We start from the raw sequence: 16,793 nt of genomic DNA, 5'->3' as shown, positions 1-16,793 counted from the left end.
GCCGTGGTCTTGAGGCCCTGGACGAGGAGCAGCGACAGCGGCTCGCCCTGGGGAAAGCCCTACCAGAAGCCGAGCGGTTGGGGCTGGCCGAGGAGCTGTACGAATCCCATTGCCGGCAGCTTCCGCGGGAAGCCCTTCCCGGCATGGTCGCGGTCCAGCAGTTGCGCGACGCCTGGATAGCCGATCGGCTCCTGGAGGCCCGGACCCGCGCAGGGGCGCCTGTGGTGACCATCGCCGGCCGTGGCCACACCCGCCCCGATTGGGGGATTCCCCGCTATCTCGCTCTGCGCGCGCCGGGGGTGCGCGTCGCGAGTGTGGCCATGGTGGAAGTAAGTCTTCACAAGCGAGAACCGTCGGACTACGGCGACGCGCGGCTGGGCGACTACCTGATATTCACCGGCGCCGCGCCCCGTCTCGATCCCTGCGCAGCGCTGCGGCGCCCACGGGGACCTGCTGCTAGCGGCTAGAAAACGGGACGGCCGCGGCGCCCGGCGTTGTCTTCCCAAACGTCCGCAGGCTTGCCCCATCGAAACGGAAGCCGGGCCATGGCGCTGCGAAAGCGCAGGAGCTCGGACAGGAACAAGAGTTCATCCATCGCCTCGACCGAGAAGCCCCGGCGGCCTCCCCGCTCGTCCACCACCAGGCGGGCAAGATAAGTCTCGCACTCGGGATACCCCCAGGTCAGTACCAGCGTTTGCACCACGTGGGGGAACGCCTCGAGGGCCGCCCGCGCCGGCTGCGGGCTGTCCGGCACGGGTGCCACGCTGCGCCGAACCGGAGCCGGCGCCCGCGGCCCCGGGACGCCGCCCCCACCTCCATTGGGTGGCGGCCGCAGACCGGCCCCGGTGGAGGTTTTCATCCGATCCTCCTCCACCAGGGCCTCTAAGCGCCGTACCCGCGCCTCCAGGATCTCCAGCCTGCGCTCTAATGCGGCCTTGCCCTCGTCCATCCTGCACCTCGTCGCGACGCCACCTGGCAATGGAGATACTATAGCAACCGGGTGCATGACAGGTTGTTAAAAGTTCTATAGCCAGATCCGCCCTAACCGGCGCAGGTAACGCGGCGCAGGCTCCCAATGGAAAAGGGCGCACGAGAAGGCTCTTCCATCGCACGTGCCATTTTCTGGCTTGAAGTACGCCCTGGCCTGAAGCGCTCCATGCCGCACGCTTTTGGCAAGCGGCGTGGCCCCGCTCCAGTGCGCGGCCGCGCCAGCGGTCCAAAACACTATCGGCACCCACTGGAACAACCGGCACGGGGACCGCCCTTGCCTCAGGCCTCAGAACGCTCCCTAGGCAGATTTACTGCGTCCGGGGGTCTCTCCCCAGCCAGCACCGCCAATACGTTGTCGGCCGCGCGGTGCTCGATTGCCCGTCGCACGTCACGCACAGCCGACCCCAGGTGCGGCGTGAAGAGCGTATTCGGCGCTTGGAGTAACGCGGGCGTGACACCGACCGGGCGGTCGGGCACGCTCCAGTCCTCGAATTCGAATACGTCAGTAGCGTAACCCCCCAGTTCACCGCACTCCAGGGCCCGCGCGATGGCAGCTTCATCGACCACCGAACCGCGGCCGACATTGATCATCAGCTGGCCGCGCTTGCAGTGCATGAGTGCGGCACCGTCGATCATATGGCGGCTGGTCCTGGTCAGTGGCACAGCCAGAAACAGCGTATCGCTTTCGGCCAGTGCCTCGGCCAAGCCAGCGGGTTCCACCCCGGGTACCGTAAATGGGGCGACGTCCACACCCAGCAGGCGGCGGCAGCCAAAGCCTCGCAGCCGTGCCGCAATAGCACGGCCCACCTGCCCCATTCCAACGATACCCACCACCGCACCGTCCAGCCCGCGCCCATAGAACTGCGTGCGCCAGCCGCGGTGTGCGCCGCTGCGTACATGGGCATCGCCACCCCTCACGTGGCGCCCTAACGCGATGGCAAGCCCCAGTGCCAGCTCGGCCGTGGGCGCGGTCAGCAGGTCGGGCACGATCGTGAGCCACACACCGGCCGCGGTGCAGGCGTCGGCGTCGTAGCCGTCGTAGCCCTTCAGCGCGCAGGCCACCACTTTCAGGCGCGGGGCAGCGGCCAGTAGGGCTGCGTCGACGCGGTCGGTCATGAAGCCGATCATCGCCTCCGCCGCTTTCAGACGCGCACTCAGCTCAGCCGGCGACCACGGTTCGTTCGAGGCATTGATGTCGACCTCGCCTACCTGCGCCAAACGGGCTGCGACATCGGCGTGGATGGGGTGAGTGACCACGATTCTGGGTCGCATACTCGCGCTTTGCACGATCATTTGAGCTTGCGACGAAGAGCCGCGCCGGTGGCGTCCACCACCACAACGCAGGCGAGAATGGTGAGCAGTATAGCTGCAACCTCGTCGTATTTGATCAGCCGCAGCGCAGCCATCAGCTCGAAGCCGATGCCGCCAGCACCGACGATGCCAAGCACTGCCGAGGCGCGAAAGTGATTCTCCCAGCGATAGATAGTGATGTCTGCCAGCTGCGGGAACACCTGCGGCAGCACCGCGTGGGTGATGACCTGGAAGCGCGTAGCTCCGGCGGCACGTGCGGCCTCCAGGGGCCTGGGATCGACATGCTCGATCGCTTCCGCATAGAACTTGCCCACCATACCGGTCGAATGCAGCGCGAGTGCGAGCACCCCCGGTAGGGCGCCAAAGCCCACTGCCGCCACGAAAAGAATTCCGAGGATTATTTCGGGCACCGAGCGAAACGCTGCAAGCAGCGTACGCGCCGTCTGGTACAAGAGCGGGTGCGGCGTGGTGTTGTGTGCGGCCGCCAAAGCGAGTGGCAATGACAACAGTACTGCCAGCGCGGTACCGGCAATCGACATTGCGAGCGTGTCCGCGAGCGGCTTTATCCAGTGCCGCCAGCGCGCAAAATCAGGTGGCACCATTTCGCCGGCAAGTTGCGCGATGGCGGGCGCACCTTCAATGAAGCGCGTGGCATCAAAGAACCCGGTCACCCCTAGCATGACCAGGCAGGTACTGATCAAACCCGCCACCAGTAGCCGCCGGCGGCGGTAGAGTGCGGCTTCGCGCGCAAGGATCGGCCCGTAGGCAGTGGTGTGCGCTGCGCTATGCTGGAGCACGATCGTCACTTCACTTTCGCAAGGTCGATGTTCAAAATTTTAGCTGTATCACGCAAGATGTCGTAGGCGCGGTCGTCTGTAGAGACGAAACCTTCGACGCGAAACGCCTTCAGCACTTCCTTGTCACTCATTTTCAGAAACGCATCGCGGATCCGCTGCTTGAGCGCCGGCGCCAGACTGCCCTGCATCGTCATCGGGTAGTTTGGAATCGGATCCGATAGATCGAGCGTGACGAGCTTGGTCGCATCGATAGCCTTGCGCGCGACCAGGTTGTCGTAGATCGCCTTCGACAGTGCGCCAGCCGGCACCTGCCCTGCTTGCACGGCTCGCGCCACCGCATCGTGCGTGCCCAAGTGCACTACGCGGTAATCGATGTCGCCCGTTAAGCCTGCTTTTTTCAACAGGTACGCACGAGGCACCAAGTGGCTCGAAGTCGACGCCGGATCGCCGAAAGCGAACGGCTTACCCTTGATGTCGGCCAGTGTTTTGACCAGCCCTTCGGCGTGCGCGATCAGGATCGACTGGTAGGTCGGCGTACCCCGCTCCACACCGACTGCAAACGCCTCGATCTCTGGCGCACGGCTCTTGGCTAGCACATATGAGAAACCGCCGAAGTACGCGACCTCTATGCGGCCAAAGCGCATCGCTTCAATCATCGAAGAGTAGTCGGTGGTGACGACGAGCTCGATCTCCTTCTCTAGCGTCGCCTCCAGGTACTTCTTCAACGGCTGCGCGTTCTGAATCAAGGTGGCAGCGTTTTCGTCCGGCAGCAAGGCCACCCGCAGCCGCGCTGGATCGGCTCCTTGAGCGAATGCCGGATTAAGCACAGTAGCCGCCAGCGCTAGCACGGCGACTCTGGTCAGCAGCGATTGATGCTTCATGACGGCACCTCCGTGACGTAGGACAAGGGCGGTCGGACAGACGCGGGCGTTGGTATCGCATGATCGGATTGCACAGCTGTCGCCACGCCGTATAGCGCGTTCAGGACGGGTTCAGACAGCTCGGCCGGCGCGCCGTCAAACAGCACACGACCGGCCGCCAGACCGACGATGCGGTCAGCAAAGCGGCGCGCAAACGGCACCTGGTGCAGGCTTACCACTGCCGTGAGACCATCGGCCTTGCAGATGGCGTGCAGCAAGCTCAAAACGCGCTCGGCAGTGGCGGGATCGAGACTCGCCACCGGCTCGTCGGCGAGCAGCAGGCGCGGCTGCTGCACCAAAGCGCGCGCAATGCCAACGCGCTGCTGCTGCCCACCGGAGAGTTCATCCGCGCGGCGCAGCGCGTGCTCCAGCAGGTCCACGCGTTCAAGCGCAGCAAGCGCGCGCTCCTTGTCGGCGCGCGACCATGGCAGCAAGGTGGAGAGCGAACGGTAGTGGCCCAGACGACCCATCAGCACGTTGGCCAGCACCGACAGGCGACCGATCAGGTGATGCTGCTGGAACACCATGCCGGTGCGGCGGCGATGCGTATGCAACAGGCGCGGCTGTTCGAGGGACCCGAGACCGGGCACCACCACGCGACCCGCGCTCGGTTGCACCAGCCCGTTCAGCGCGCGCAGCAGTGTCGATTTACCGGCGCCCGAGGCCCCTAGCAGCACGACGAACTGTCCTGCCTCGATGGACAGCCGGGTGGGATGCAGCGCTCGCGCGCCGTTCGGATAGACGACTTCGACGTCTTCGGCGATCAGCACAGTCTGCATGGCAGAGACCACATGACGGCGACCCATGTGCAGAATGCCCGGTGCGTGGTACATCTTCGATTTGCCAGCGCCATCCTAGCCCTGCCGCGTTACGGGTAAATTACGCGCTTGCTACAGGCTCAACCACGCACGCGACTTCGCGGCCTACTAACTACCGGCAGCGACGATCCCCAATCTATCGGATGCGGCAAGGACGCGCCCATCGCGCGAAGCGTCGGGCGCCACGCGTTGCAGGTGGTTGGCCTACGGGTCGAACAGTCGGGAGCGCAAGGAGGTCGAATAACCCGGGCGCCACGGCGCAGCTCGCCTCCGACGTGCAGGCGGAGGAGGGTTCATGCACCGTCTTGCTGGCAGGCCCTAGAGAATGGAGGAAAGAACGCTTTTCAAAATCGTTTCTTTTTCCTTCCGCGTCTCCGTGGTAAAGAGGCTCAGCTGCCCTCGGCGCGGTTCGCGGGCGCATGGGCCGGGGGTGCCTCGGCCCCACCGCGGGCGGCGGCCACCTGGGCTTCCAGCTCCTCGGTGGAGAGGATCTCGCGCTTGCCCACGATAAAGGTGTACATGGTGGGAATCACGTACAGGGTGAACAGGGTACCCACCGACACGCCGCCCACGATGACCCAGCCGATCGCCTGACGCGATTCCGCTCCGGCGCCGGTGGCCAGCGCGATCGGGATGGCGCCGAATACGGTCGCGAGGCTGGTCATGAGGATCGGGCGCAAGCGCAGGGCCGCAGCCTGAATCACCGCTTCCAGCTTCTCCATGCCCCGATCCCGCAACTGATTGGCGAACTCCACGATCAGGATGCCGTTCTTGGTGATCAGGCCGATCAGCATCACTAGTCCAATCTGGGTATAGACGTTCAACGTGCCATAACGCGGGTTGATCAGCGACTGGATGTACATGGCGAGCACCGCGCCGGTGATGGCAAGCGGTACGGTGAGCATGATCACGAAGGGACTGCGGAAGCTTTCGAACTGGGCTGCGAGCACCAGGTAGATGAAGGCTAGCGCCAGCACGAACACGAAGTAGAGCTGCCTCCCCGACTCTCGGAACTCCCGGGACTGGCCGTCCAGGTCCGTGGTGAAGCGACCGCCCAGCACCTCGGCTGCCGCCTGATCGAGAAAGTCAAGGGCCTGGCCTAGAGTATAGCCGGGCGCGATTCGCGCCGAGAGCGTAGCAGCGCGGAAGCGGTTGAAGTGGTTGAGCTCCCGCGGCGCCACCCCTTCCTTGACCGTCACCAGGTTGGAGAGTTGAATCAGCTGCCCCTGGCGGTTGCGCACGTAGATCTGGGTGAGGTCGGAGGGTTCGACCCGGTCCTTGTCTTCCAGCTTGACCACCACGTCGTACTGTTCGCCCTGGCGCTTGAAGCGGGTGACGTCGCGGCCGCCGAGAAGCGTCTCCAGGGTGCGCCCGATGGTTTCGATCTCCACCCCCACCGCCGCCGCCTTGTCCCGGTCGATCTCCACGGCCAGCTGAGGCTTGCTGAGCTTCAAGTCCGTGTCCACGTTGATCAGGCCCGGGAACTGCTGGGCGCGCTCCACCATCCGCTCCACCGCCGCCTCCAGCTCCTCCCACGAAGTGCCCTGGATCACGTACTGCACCGGGGCGCTGCGGAAATTCTGGCCGAGGGACGGCGGGTTGATGGGAAACGCGAGCACCCCGGGCAGTTCTTCCATCAGCCGGGGAGTCAACTCATCGGTGATGTCGAGCTGGCTGCGCCGCCGCTCGCTCCAATCGGTCAAGTTGACGAACGCGAGGGCGTTGTTCACTGGGTTGGGTTTCTCGAGCCCCGGCGCCACTACGGTAAAGAAGGATCGGATCTCCGGAACCTCCTTGAGGATGCGCTCCAGATCCCGGGTGTAGCGGTCCGTGTACTCCAGGGTCGCCCCTTCCGGGGCATTCAGCACCACGATGAAGATGCCCCGATCCTCGAGCGGCGCCAGCTCCGAGCGCAGCTGCATGAACAGGGCCGCACCGACGCCGGAGACTCCGAGGAAGGTGGCCACCACCAGCCCCCGGTGCCGCAGGCTTTTCTCCAGGGACGCGCGGTAGGCTCGGGCGAGCCAGTGGAAAAATCCCTCCAGAGCGTTGTACACCAGCCCGTGCCGCGCCTGATGGCGCAGGAGCTTGGAGCACATCATGGGGGTCAGGGTGAGGGCCACGAACCCGGACACCAACACCGCCGCCGCCACCGTGAGGGCGAATTCGGTGAACAAGCGTCCGGTGTTGCCAGTGGCGAAGGCAAGGGGGGCAAACACCGCCGCCAGGGTGATGGTCATGGCCACCACCGCGAAGGCGATCTCCCTCGCCCCCTGGAACGCCGCGGCGACCCGACTCATCCCTTCCTCGATGTGGCGATGGATGTTCTCCAGCACCACGATGGCGTCGTCCACCACCAGCCCCACCGCCAGCACGATGCCGAGCAGAGTCAGCACGTTGATGGAAAAGCCGAGCGCCCAGACGACGAAGAAGGCGCCGATCAGGGACACGGGGATAGTCACGAACGGGATCAGGGTCGCGCGCAGGCTCCTCAGAAAGAAGAAGATGACCAGCACCACCAGCACTAAGGCCTCGGCCAGCACCTTGTACACGGCTTGGATGGAAGCCTCCACGAACACCGAGCGGTCGAAGGACACGTTGAGCCGCATCCCCTCGGGCAGCGTCTGCTGCAGGCGCGGGATCATGGCCTTGACCCCCTTGGCCACGTCCAACAGGTTGGCGGTGGACTGCTTGACGATGCCCAGGCCCACCGCCTCCCGGCCGTCGACCCGCACGATGTTGCGGTCGTCGTAGGCCCCCAGCTCCGCCCGCCCCACATCCTTGAGCCGCACCGGGTAATTGTTGACTTCCCGGATGATCAGATTGTTGAACTGCTCGGGCGTCTGCAGGTCGGTGGCGGAGAGCACCGTGAATTCCCGGTAGCGGCTCTCGATGCGCCCGGCCGGGACCTCCACGTTCTGCCGCCTCAAGGCGTCTTCCACGTCCTGCACCGTGACACCGTAGGCGGCGAGCCGTTCCCGGTCGAGCCAGATGCGCATGGCGTAGCGTCGCTCACCGCCAATGATCACGCTGGCAACCCCGGGGATGGTCTTCAGCGCGTCGGCTACGTAGCGGTCAGCGTAATCGGTGATTTCCAGGGGATTGTGGCGGTCGCTAGAGAGCCGCAGCCACATGATGGCCTGGGCGTCCGCCTCCACCTTGGCCACCACGGGATCGTCGGCGGCTTCGGGCAGCAGGCTGCGGCTGCGGGCCACCCGGTCGCGCACGTCGTTCGCTGCCGCGTCCACGTCCCGCTCGGTCACGAACTCGAGGGTGATCGAGCTCACCTCCTCCCGCGAGACCGACTTCAAGGTCTTGATGCCCTCGATGCCCGAAAGGGCGTCCTCCAGGGGATTGGTGATCTGGCTCTCCACCACCTCGGCGCTCGCTCCCTTGTACACGGTGCGCACCGACACCACCGGCGCGTCGATGTTGGGATACTCACGCACCGTCAGCCGCAGGAATGAGATCACACCCAGGAGCACGATGATGAGGCTCATCACCGTGGCGAGCACCGGGCGGCGGACTGATATTTCGGGAAGAAACATGGAACGTTATCGCGCAATGCCTGGGCAGGCTTATCCGCGACCAAGCTTCGCGGCCGCCGCTGGTCTTGAGCCGAGGAGGGCAACCGGCGCCCCGTCCCGGATGCGCTGGTGGCCGTCGGTCACCACCAGCTCCCCCGGAGCAAGCCCGCTCAAGACCTCCACCTGACCCGGTCGGCGCAACCCCAGCTCCACCCGGGCGAGCACGGCGCGACCCTCCACGACCTTGAAAACGAAGAAATCTTGACCCCGGGGCATAATGGCCTCTTCGGGAACCACCAGGGCGTTCTCCCGCGTTCCCAGGGTGAGATTCACCCGGGCGAACATGCCTGGCTTGAGCCTCACGCCCGGGTTGGGAACCAGGGCGCGCAACAGCACGCTGCGCGTCTGCTCATCCACCGCCGGCTCGATGGCGTAAATGCGCCCCTTGAACTGCTCGTTGGGATAGGCGTCCACGGCCACCGTCACCTCCTGACCAACCCGCAGGCGGCTCAAGAACACCTCGGGAATGCGAAAATCGAGCTTGAGGGTGCCGATGCCCTCCAGGCGGGCGATGTCTTGCCCTTTGTTCACGTAGGCGCCGGGGCTCACCTGGCGCAGCCCCACCACTCCGTCGAAGGGGGCGCGAATCACCATCTTGCCCAGGCGCGCCTTGATCTCCGCCTGGCGCGCCAAGGACTGGTTCAGGTTCTCCCGCGCCTCATCCAGGGCCTGGGCGCTGATGAAGTTCTTTTCCCTGAGCTCCTGGGCCCGCTGGAAACGGTTGCGGTTGAGGGTGACCTCCGCTTCCACGGCCGCGAGCTGGGCCTCGATCTCGGAGGCATCCAGAGACACCAACTTGTCGCCCCGCTTGACGGACTGACCTTCGCTGAAGTGGATCTCGCTGATGCGACCGTCCACCTCCGGCCGGATGACCACCGACTCGTTGGCGAGCAGGGTGCCCACGGCGCCCACTTCCTCCCGCAGGGTCGCCCGCTTGACTTCCACCGCCCGCACGGTGATCGGTGGCGGAGTTTGACCGGCCGAAGGGGCCGGTTTCGCCGCCACGGGCGGGGGATGGGAATTGCGCCACCATAAGCCCGCGCCCGCCAGCACCCCCAAGGCAAGAACCGCGACAAGAACCGTTTTGACTGTTCGTTTCAAGGAAGATCGAGAAAAAGTTTCCAAAAATATCCTAGTCTAACGTTGCGCTGACGGTGCGACCAGCGAAATAATTGGGAGAAATCATTCAGAGCTCCTGAATAATGCGCCTGACCCTCGAAGCGCTCCACGTCCTGGACGCCATAGAGCGCAAGGGCAGCTTCGCGGCCGCCGCTGCGGAGCTCCACCGGGTACCCTCCGCCATCACCTACACCGTGCAGAAGCTGGAGGAAGACCTGGGCGTCAGACTGTTCGACCGGAGCGGCCATCGGGCCGTTCTCACCGAGGCGGGAAGGGAACTGCTCCAAGAGGGCCGCCGGATCCTGCGGGCCGCCGATGCCCTGGAAGCCCGGGTCAAGCGGGTCGCCACCGGCTGGGAGGCGGAGTTGCGCATCGCCTACGACGATATCCTGCCGGTGGATCCCATCCTGGCGCTCATCGGCGAGTTCTACCGGGCTGAGTGCGGCTCCCGCATCCGGCTCCAGGCCGAAGTGCTGGGGGGCTGCTGGGACGCCCTGCTCGCCGACCGGGCCGACCTGGTGATCGGTGCCCCCGGCGAAGGTCCTCCAGGAGGCGGCTACGCTGTCCGCCCCTTAGGACGGGTGGAGTTCGTCTTCGCCGTCGCGCCAGGCCATCCCCTCGCCTCGGCGGAAGAACCCCTCTCGAGCGAGCAGATCCTACAGCACCGGTCGGTGGCCGCCGCAGACAGCTCCCGCCAGCTTCCCGCCCGCACCACGGGCCTACTCTCGGGCCAGGACGTGCTCACCGTCCCCAACCTGGGCACCAAAGCCCTCGCCCAGGCGCTAAGTCTGGGCGTGGGCTATCTCCCCCGACACGTGGCGGAGCCCTACCTGGCCGACGGACGGCTGATCGCGAAGCGGACCCGGGAAGAGAAGGCGCCGGCTCTCTTGTTCCTCGCCTGGCGCACGGCCCACCGGGGCAAAGGCCTTGCCTGGTTCATCGAACGGATCACCGGAGACGCCTCGCTCCGGCAGCGGCTGAGGCTGTTGTCTTGACTCAGCTCTCCTCTCCGGCCCGCTCCCGTTCGATCTGCCGGCGCACCTCGTCCATGTCCAAGGCTTTGGCCTGCTCGATCACGCTCTCCAAGGCGGAAGCCGGTAGGGCCCCCGGCTGGGCGTAGAGGATCACCTGCTCGCGGAACACCATCAGGGTGGGAATCGAGCGGATACCGAAGTGGGCCGCCAGGGCGTGCTCCTCGTCCGTGTTCACTTTGCCGAACACGATGTCTGGATGCTTCTCCGCAGTCGCCTCGAACACTGGAGCGAAGCCCCGGCAAGGACCGCACCAGGGCGCCCAGAAGTCGATCACCACGAAGTCGTTCTGGGTGACGACTTCCTCGAAGTTGTCCTTGGTCAGCTCCACGACGGCCATCTCGATCGATCTCCCTGAAAGTTAGGAAACAAAGTCTTGGTGTGACCGCCGGCGAAACGAGGAGTTCATGGGATTTCCACGACGATCTTGCCGAAATGCCCACCGCTTTGCTGATAGCGATAGGCCTCGGCAGCCTGCTCGAAGGGGAACACCCGGTCGATCACGGGTCTCAAGCGCCGTTCGGCGATGAACTGGTTCATGGCCTCGAAATGGGCCCGGGAGCCCACGTAGATGCCATTCATGCGGGCGTTCTTGGTCACCAGGGGGAAGAGGCTGCCCGTGGGCGCGCCGAAACCGGTCAGCACCCCGATCAGGGCCACGTGGCCACCAGCGGCAAGGCTCGCCAAAGACTTTTCCAGGGTGCCTGGACCGCCCACTTCCACCACATGGTCCACGCCCCGTTTGTCCGTCAGGCGCCACACTTCCTTGTCCCAGTCCGGCGTCCTCTGGTAATTGACACCCTCCCAAGCGCCCAGCCCACGGGCCCGCTCCAGTTTGGCGTCGCTCGACGAGGTCACGATGACCCGGGCCCCGAGGGCGACGGCGAACTGAAGCGCAAAGATGGAAACACCCCCCGTGCCGAGGGCGAGCACCGTTTCACCGGCCGCGAGAGCGCCCCGTACCACCAGGGCCTGCCAGGCGGTCACGGCCGCGCACGGTAGGCAAGCCGCCTCCTGGAAGGACAGATGCTCGGGAAACTTGATCCATCCCTGCTCGGGAAGCGCCACGTATTCGGCCAACATCCCCGGTGCTTCCCCGCCCAGGGCGGAGCCGTGGTAGCGCATCTCGAAAGGGCCGTCGATCCAGTCCTGGAAGAAGCAGGCTGCCACCCGGTCCCCGGGCTTGAAGCGGGTGACACCTCCGCCCACCGCTTCCACTTCCCCTGCCCCGTCGGAGAGGGGCACGCGGCCTTGGGTCTTGTCACCGAAGCGCCCCCTCGCCACGATCAGGTCCCGGTAATTGAGGGAGCAGGCCCGCACCCTCACCAGGACCTGTCCCGGACCCGGAACGGGTTTCGGCTGCTCGGTGATGACTGGAACGTAGGCTTCCCCTTGCTTATGCAGCTGATACTGTCTCATGGTGTTCCTCAAATTCCTTCGCCTCCTCTTGCCGCCGTGGCCTGCTCGAATGCACATCGTCTGGCCCACGGATTGCGCGGGGTGCACTGGCCCGCTTGCCTGCATCCTGCCGTCTCGGTCGAGATGCAAAGCGCACCTCCCCCGCGCCGGCGGTGGCCGAAGAGTGCCTCGTGGCGCTCGGGCTCGAAGGGCGCCCCGAGTTCGAAACGCACACCCTCGCCCCTCGTCCACGGCGGCGCGCATCCCCCAGCTCCAGTGGTAGGCCTTCCCCACCGACTGGGCAAGATCATCCGCCCTTTTCCATCAAAGCCCGGTCGTTTCCGTCTAGCTTCTCGACGCCGAGCGGGAGGGTCCAAGCGCGCCATGATACGCGCCTCCAGGGCCCGAGTAACGCCTGAAGAAACTCAATGCAGCTTCACCCGCGGCTCGATACGCCGGAGGATGAGCCGCGCCAGGGTATCGAAAAAAGTCTTCACGAACCCATGCAGCGCGTAGAGATGCATGGTGTACAAGGAGCGATACATCAGGCGCGCGAACATCCCTTCCACCCAGAGGGCGCCGCCCACCAGGGCGCCCATGAGGTTGCCCACGGTGCTGTATTCCCCCAGGGAGACGAGGGAGCCGAAGTCTCGGTAGCGGAAGGGCAGCGCAGGCTTTCCCTGGAGCCGCCGCTCCAGGGTTTTGGCGAGCACCGAGGCCTGCTGGTGGGCGGCCTGGGCCCGAGGCGGGACGCAGCCTTCGTGCCCTGGCCAGGGGCAGCACGCGCAATCGCCCAGGGCGAAGATGTCCGGATCCCGGGTGGCTTGCAGCGTCTGCTGGACCACGAGCTGATTGAGACGATTCACTTCCAGCCCGTCTAGGCGGGCCAGAACGTCGGGCGCTTTGATGCCGGCGGCCCACACCGTGAGTTCCGCGGGCACGAAGGCGCCGCTCGCGGTGCGCACCCCCTTCGGCGTCACCTCCGTCACCCGCTCACCGGTAAGCACCCGTACACCTAGCTCCCTCAGCAATTTTTCCGCCGAGCTCGCCAGCCGCTCGGGAAGGGCTGGCAGGATGCGGGGAGCGGCCTCGATCAGGGCTAGGCGGATGTCCCGCTCCGGGTCGATGCGCTCGAAGCCGTAGGCCACCAGTTCCCGGGTACTGTTGTGCAGCTCCGCCGCCAGCTCCACCCCGGTGGCACCCGCCCCCACGATAGCCACATGCAGCTGCTCTTCGGACAGGGGCTCCCGCTGGAAATTAGCCCGCAGGCAGGCCCGGATCAGCCGCCGGCGAAACCGCTCGGCATCCTGGGCGTCGTCCAAGCTGATGGCGTATTGTGCCGCCCCCGGCGTGCCGAAGTCGTTAGTGCGGCTGCCAATGGCGATCACCAGGAGATCATAGCCGAGGGCCCGGGCAGGGATCAGCTCGGTGCCGTCGGTGTCCACCACGGGGGCCAGCTTCACCTCCTTTGCCCCGCGGTCGAGGCCCATAAGCTCCCCCAGCTGGAAGCGGAAATGGTGCCAGCGGGCCTGGGCCAGGTACTCCAGGGCGTAATCGTCCAGGTCCATAGTGCCTGCCGCCACCTCGTGCAGGAGGGGCTTCCACAGGTGGGTGGGCGATTTGTCCACCAGGACCACTTCGGCACGCCGGCGCCGTCCCAGACGGTCTCCCAGGCGGGTGGCCAGCTCCAGCCCGCCGGCGCCTCCGCCCACGATGACGATGCGGGGCGGCCGCGTCATGCCGGCGGCTCCCGCTCCAGAGCAGTGAAGAAAGCCGCCGCCTTGTCCAGGGTCTCCTGGTACTCCGAGCGCCAGTCGGAATCGGCCACGATGCCGCCGCCCGCCCAGAACCGGGCCTGGCCGCCAGAAATCACCAGAGTACGGATGGCGATGTTGGTGTCCATCGACCCGTCGTAGCCGAGGTAGCCGATGGAGCCGCAATAGATACCGCGCCGGTGGGGTTCCAGCTCTTCGATGATCTCCATCGCCCGCCGCTTGGGGGCGCCGGTGATGGAGCCGCCCGGGAAGCAGCCCCGCAGGAGATCAAGGGCGTCCTTGCCGGGGGCAAGCGTCCCGGTGACCGTGCTCACCAGGTGGTGCACCGTGGCGAAGCTCTCCACCTCGCACAGCTTGGGCACCCGCACCGAGCCGATGGCGCAGCTCTTGCCCAGGTCATTGCGCAGCAGGTCCACGATCATCACGTTTTCCGCCCGATCCTTGGGACTCGCCCGCAGGGCCGCCCGCAGCGCCGCGTCCTCGCCGGGCTCGGGAGAGCGGGGCCGGGTTCCCTTGATGGGCTTGGTCTGCACGCGCCGCCCCCGCACCTCCAGGAATTGTTCGGGAGAGCAGGACAACACTTCCCCCCAGGGGGTGGCGAGGTAGGCTGAAAAGGGCGCTGGATTGACGGCCCGCAGCCGGCGGTAAAGGAGCCAGGGGTCGCCGCCCACCGCAACGCTGAAGCGCTGAGCCAGATTCACCTGGTAGCAGTCCCCAGCGCGAATGTAGTCCAGGATGCGCTGAACGGCCTCGGCATACCGACGGCGGGTGAAGTTGGACGCGACCGGACCGAGCACGTGGAAGGGCTCCCGGGCTCGAGGCGGCGCCGGACGGAAACAGTGGGCGAGGAGCGCCTCCCACCGCTGCCGGGTTCTCTCATTGCGCCCCGCGGAAGCGAGCCACGCCCGCCTTTGCCGGTGATCCACCACGATCGCCCAGTCGTAGATACCGAGCGCCATGTCGGGAAAGCCCTCCTCGTTGCGGGCGATGGTCGGCAAGGTCTCGATGCGCCGGCCCAGGTCGTAGGCGAAATAGCCCAGGGCGCCACCGGAGAAGGGCAACGAAGCGGCCCGGGCGGGCGGTCCTTCCTGTCCTTCGCCGCAGACGGCGAGAAGCCGCCGCACCAGGACGAAGGGGTCGTCCCGGGAAACCTCCCGGCCGCCGTCTCGGACGATCTCGGTCTCCGCTCCCCGGGTAACGAGCACCGCCACGGGCTCGGCGACCACGATGTCATAGCGCCCGGCGCCGGCACTGTCCAGGAACGCGGACCAGGGCCGGTCCGCGAAGGGCTCGAACAAGACCGTGGCGTCCGGGCGATAGGGGATCTCGGCCAGGGCAGGCGCCGTTTTCGCGAGGAAAGAAAGCATCGGGCGGCACGGTTGAAAGGGCTCTCATGATACACCACCCGCCGGTGCCACCCTTAGGCCATAATGGCCGCCACCGGTTCTTCTTCCAGGCGCGATCATCCATGGCATGGCGGCCGAGTGAGGGGGTGTGGACCCTGAACGGCTTTACCGGCCTGCGGCTCGATCGGGATGCACGCTTGCGCCGCAACGAGGCGCAGCTCGCCCGCCTGCTCGCCGGGCCCGACACCCGCATCCTGCCCATGTGGGGCAGCCTGCACTGGGTGGGGACGAGCGAGCCATGGCGGCTCGCCCTTTGCGCGCCCGAGGTCCAGGGTCTGCTCGAGGCCGCCGATTGCCCGGTATATCTAGGGCGAGCAAAGGAGGTTCCCCTATTTGCCGCAAGCGTGAAAGACGAGGGCTTGGTGGCCCGGCTCGCCCAGCAGGGCAACTGGTGCGAGCTGCGCCAGGTGGCTGCGGTCCTCCCCGCGGACCAGGCGGCTCTTCTCGCCTACGCCCGGGCCCTCGTCCTGTGGCATCAGGCGAGTCGCTTCTGCGGACGGTGCGGGCGGCCCACCGCGAGCGCTGAGGGCGGCCACGCGCGCCGCTGCACCGGCTGCGACCAGGCCCTTTTCCCCCGCATTGATCCGGCGGTCATCGGCCTGGTCCATGGTCCCCAGCGCTGCCTCCTTGGCCGCCACAGGGCCTGGCCCAAGGGCATGTATTCCGCCCTCGCCGGGTTCGTCGAGCCGGGGGAGGCGCTGGAGCAGGCTCTCGCCCGTGAGGTAGAGGAAGAGACCGGCGTGCAGGTGCTGGAATGCCGCTACCACAGCTCCCAGCCCTGGCCGTTTCCGGCCTCCCTCATGGTGGGTTTCCTCGCCCGGGCGCTCGAGACGCCCCTCGCCGTGGATCCGCAGGAGCTGGAGGAGGCCCGCTGGTTCTCCCGAGACGAGCTGGCGGCGGGCTTGAGGGCCGGCGCGCTCCAGCTTCCGCCGCCCGTTTCCATCGCCTTTCGCCTGGTCGAGGACTGGTTCGATCAGGAGGCGAACTCCCCTTTGAGTGCCGTCGTTTCCCATCAGGAAGCGAAGCCATGACCGCCGATATCATCGTCGACGTGGAAGTGACCGATGCCAAAGGCTACGCCGAGTACGCGAAACGGGTTCCCCGGACCCTTCGAACCCTTTGGCGGGAGGTTTCTGGTACGGGGCGGCCGTTGCGACACGCTGGAGGGCGGCGGGCAGCGAGCGTGAATCCTGGTGCTGACCTTTCCGTCGTTGGAAGAGGCGAAGGACGGGGGATTCCGAGATCTACGCGGTGCCGAAGGCCGTGCGCCAGCGCACGGCTTGCGCCCACATAGTTGCGGCGAAGGGGAGTGGCCCAAGGAGACGCCCTGTCGAGTTGCCGGCGCGGCAGGCGCGGTGCTAGCATGCCGCCGCACCACGCCTCCGCTTCCATGTGCCCGCGCTTGCTCCGACGCTTGCACAAGCGCTTCCTCGGCCTCGCCGCCCTCGCCCTCGCCTCCCTGATCGGGTCGCCTTGGGCCCATGGGCCTTGGGCCCGGCCCGCCGCTTGGGCTGGGACCGACGTGTGCACGTCCCCAGAGCGGGGAAGCGTGCCCCCCAAGCCCGCTTCCCTACCCCATTCTCCATGTCTGGTGTGCCTTGTCTTCCACCAGGCGTGTTCCGGCCCGCCGGAAGTCGCTTC

The 16,793-nt window shown here is 66.3% G+C and carries 15 protein-coding genes; 4 read left to right on the top strand and 11 right to left on the bottom strand.

Annotation, left to right across the window (positions count from 1 at the left end; all coding sequences use genetic code 11):
• A partial coding sequence (locus V7Q81_RS09470; protein WP_333842477.1) for a ChaN family lipoprotein occupies positions 1-467 on the top strand: 467 nt, incomplete at its 5' end.
• Here the strand turns inward: V7Q81_RS09470 and V7Q81_RS09465 are convergent.
• The 7 genes from V7Q81_RS09465 to V7Q81_RS09435 all read right to left on the bottom strand — a co-directional run bounded on the left by V7Q81_RS09465 (position 464) and on the right by V7Q81_RS09435 (position 9,524).
• Positions 464-949, bottom strand: coding sequence for a hypothetical protein (locus V7Q81_RS09465; protein WP_333842474.1), 486 nt, complete (start codon positions 947-949; stop codon positions 464-466). The two genes, V7Q81_RS09470 and V7Q81_RS09465, sit on opposite strands and share 4 nt — an antisense overlap.
• Before the next feature lie 320 nt (positions 950-1,269).
• A complete protein-coding gene (locus V7Q81_RS09460) occupies positions 1,270-2,262 on the bottom strand; it encodes an NAD(P)-dependent oxidoreductase (protein WP_333842481.1) in 993 nt (330 codons plus the stop codon).
• 17 nt (positions 2,263-2,279) lie between these two features.
• Complete coding sequence (gene phnE, locus V7Q81_RS09455; protein WP_442954803.1) at positions 2,280-3,014, bottom strand: phosphonate ABC transporter, permease protein PhnE; 735 nt, start codon at positions 3,012-3,014, stop codon at positions 2,280-2,282.
• An 89-nt stretch (positions 3,015-3,103) separates the two neighbouring features.
• Positions 3,104-3,979, bottom strand: coding sequence for a phosphate/phosphite/phosphonate ABC transporter substrate-binding protein (gene phnD, locus V7Q81_RS09450; RefSeq protein WP_333842471.1), 876 nt, complete (start codon positions 3,977-3,979; stop codon positions 3,104-3,106).
• Positions 3,976-4,797, bottom strand: coding sequence for a phosphonate ABC transporter ATP-binding protein (gene phnC / locus V7Q81_RS09445; RefSeq protein ID WP_333842469.1), 822 nt, complete (start codon positions 4,795-4,797; stop codon positions 3,976-3,978). Before phnC ends, phnD begins: the two co-directional genes overlap by 4 nt.
• Positions 4,798-5,225: 428 nt before the next feature.
• Positions 5,226-8,384: an efflux RND transporter permease subunit gene (locus V7Q81_RS09440; protein ID WP_333842467.1), complete on the bottom strand. Its 3,159-nt coding sequence runs from the start codon at positions 8,382-8,384 to the stop codon at positions 5,226-5,228.
• Between the two features lie 30 nt (positions 8,385-8,414).
• Positions 8,415-9,524 carry an efflux RND transporter periplasmic adaptor subunit gene (locus V7Q81_RS09435; protein WP_333842465.1) on the bottom strand — a complete coding sequence of 370 codons (1,110 nt, stop codon included), beginning with the start codon at positions 9,522-9,524 and terminating at the stop codon, positions 8,415-8,417.
• A 101-nt stretch (positions 9,525-9,625) separates the two neighbouring features.
• Here V7Q81_RS09435 and V7Q81_RS09430 point away from each other — a divergent pair, with 101 nt between their 5' ends.
• A complete protein-coding gene (locus V7Q81_RS09430) occupies positions 9,626-10,537 on the top strand; it encodes a LysR family transcriptional regulator (protein WP_333842462.1) in 912 nt (303 codons plus the stop codon).
• Between the two features lies 1 nt (position 10,538).
• Here V7Q81_RS09430 and trxA read toward each other — a convergent pair whose 3' ends face one another.
• From trxA to pabB, 4 genes are all read right to left on the bottom strand, one after another.
• Positions 10,539-10,913: a thioredoxin gene (trxA, locus tag V7Q81_RS09425; RefSeq protein WP_333842461.1), complete on the bottom strand. Its 375-nt coding sequence runs from the start codon at positions 10,911-10,913 to the stop codon at positions 10,539-10,541.
• Between the two features lie 65 nt (positions 10,914-10,978).
• Positions 10,979-11,992 carry a zinc-dependent alcohol dehydrogenase family protein gene (locus tag V7Q81_RS09420; protein ID WP_333842458.1) on the bottom strand — a complete coding sequence of 338 codons (1,014 nt, stop codon included), beginning with the start codon at positions 11,990-11,992 and terminating at the stop codon, positions 10,979-10,981.
• Between the two features lie 404 nt (positions 11,993-12,396).
• Positions 12,397-13,710 carry an NAD(P)/FAD-dependent oxidoreductase gene (locus V7Q81_RS09415; RefSeq protein ID WP_333842456.1) on the bottom strand — a complete coding sequence of 438 codons (1,314 nt, stop codon included), beginning with the start codon at positions 13,708-13,710 and terminating at the stop codon, positions 12,397-12,399.
• Positions 13,707-15,113 (bottom strand): aminodeoxychorismate synthase, component I, encoded by a 1,407-nt coding sequence (gene pabB, locus V7Q81_RS09410; protein ID WP_333842455.1) that lies wholly within the window; start codon positions 15,111-15,113, stop codon positions 13,707-13,709. The genes V7Q81_RS09415 and pabB overlap by 4 nt, the downstream gene beginning before the upstream one ends.
• 101 nt (positions 15,114-15,214) lie before the next feature.
• Here pabB and nudC point away from each other — a divergent pair, with 101 nt between their 5' ends.
• Both nudC and V7Q81_RS09400 read left to right on the top strand, forming a co-directional pair.
• Positions 15,215-16,183: an NAD(+) diphosphatase gene (gene nudC / locus V7Q81_RS09405; RefSeq protein ID WP_333842453.1), complete on the top strand. Its 969-nt coding sequence runs from the start codon at positions 15,215-15,217 to the stop codon at positions 16,181-16,183.
• Between the two features lie 371 nt (positions 16,184-16,554).
• On the top strand, positions 16,555-16,793 hold a 239-nt coding region (locus tag V7Q81_RS09400; RefSeq protein ID WP_333842451.1), incomplete at its 3' end, for a hypothetical protein.

The sequence above is a fragment of the Pelomicrobium sp. genome, assembly GCF_036803785.1.
Taxonomy (GTDB): Bacteria; Pseudomonadota; Gammaproteobacteria; order Burkholderiales; family UBA6910; genus Pelomicrobium.
The sequence above is the reverse complement of the archived record's forward strand: the minus strand, read 5'-3'. Positions and strand labels throughout refer to the sequence as shown.

Excerpts from the sequence above, each read along its gene's own strand:
- V7Q81_RS09465 (WP_333842474.1), bottom strand. The coding sequence starts at position 949 with ATGGACGAGGGCAAGGCCGCATTAGAGCGCAGGCTGGAGATCCTGGAG.
- V7Q81_RS09460 (WP_333842481.1), bottom strand. The coding sequence starts at position 2,262 with ATGCGACCCAGAATCGTGGTCACTCACCCCATCCACGCCGATGTCGCA.
- phnD (WP_333842471.1), bottom strand. The coding sequence starts at position 3,979 with ATGAAGCATCAATCGCTGCTGACCAGAGTCGCCGTGCTAGCGCTGGCG.
- phnC (WP_333842469.1), bottom strand. The coding sequence starts at position 4,797 with ATGCAGACTGTGCTGATCGCCGAAGACGTCGAAGTCGTCTATCCGAAC.
- V7Q81_RS09440 (WP_333842467.1), bottom strand. The coding sequence starts at position 8,384 with ATGTTTCTTCCCGAAATATCAGTCCGCCGCCCGGTGCTCGCCACGGTG.
- V7Q81_RS09430 (WP_333842462.1), top strand. The coding sequence starts at position 9,626 with ATGCGCCTGACCCTCGAAGCGCTCCACGTCCTGGACGCCATAGAGCGC.
- trxA (WP_333842461.1), bottom strand. The coding sequence starts at position 10,913 with ATGGCCGTCGTGGAGCTGACCAAGGACAACTTCGAGGAAGTCGTCACC.
- V7Q81_RS09420 (WP_333842458.1), bottom strand. The coding sequence starts at position 11,992 with ATGAGACAGTATCAGCTGCATAAGCAAGGGGAAGCCTACGTTCCAGTC.
- V7Q81_RS09415 (WP_333842456.1), bottom strand. The coding sequence starts at position 13,710 with ATGACGCGGCCGCCCCGCATCGTCATCGTGGGCGGAGGCGCCGGCGGG.
- pabB (WP_333842455.1), bottom strand. The coding sequence starts at position 15,113 with ATGCTTTCTTTCCTCGCGAAAACGGCGCCTGCCCTGGCCGAGATCCCC.
- nudC (WP_333842453.1), top strand. The coding sequence starts at position 15,215 with ATGGCATGGCGGCCGAGTGAGGGGGTGTGGACCCTGAACGGCTTTACC.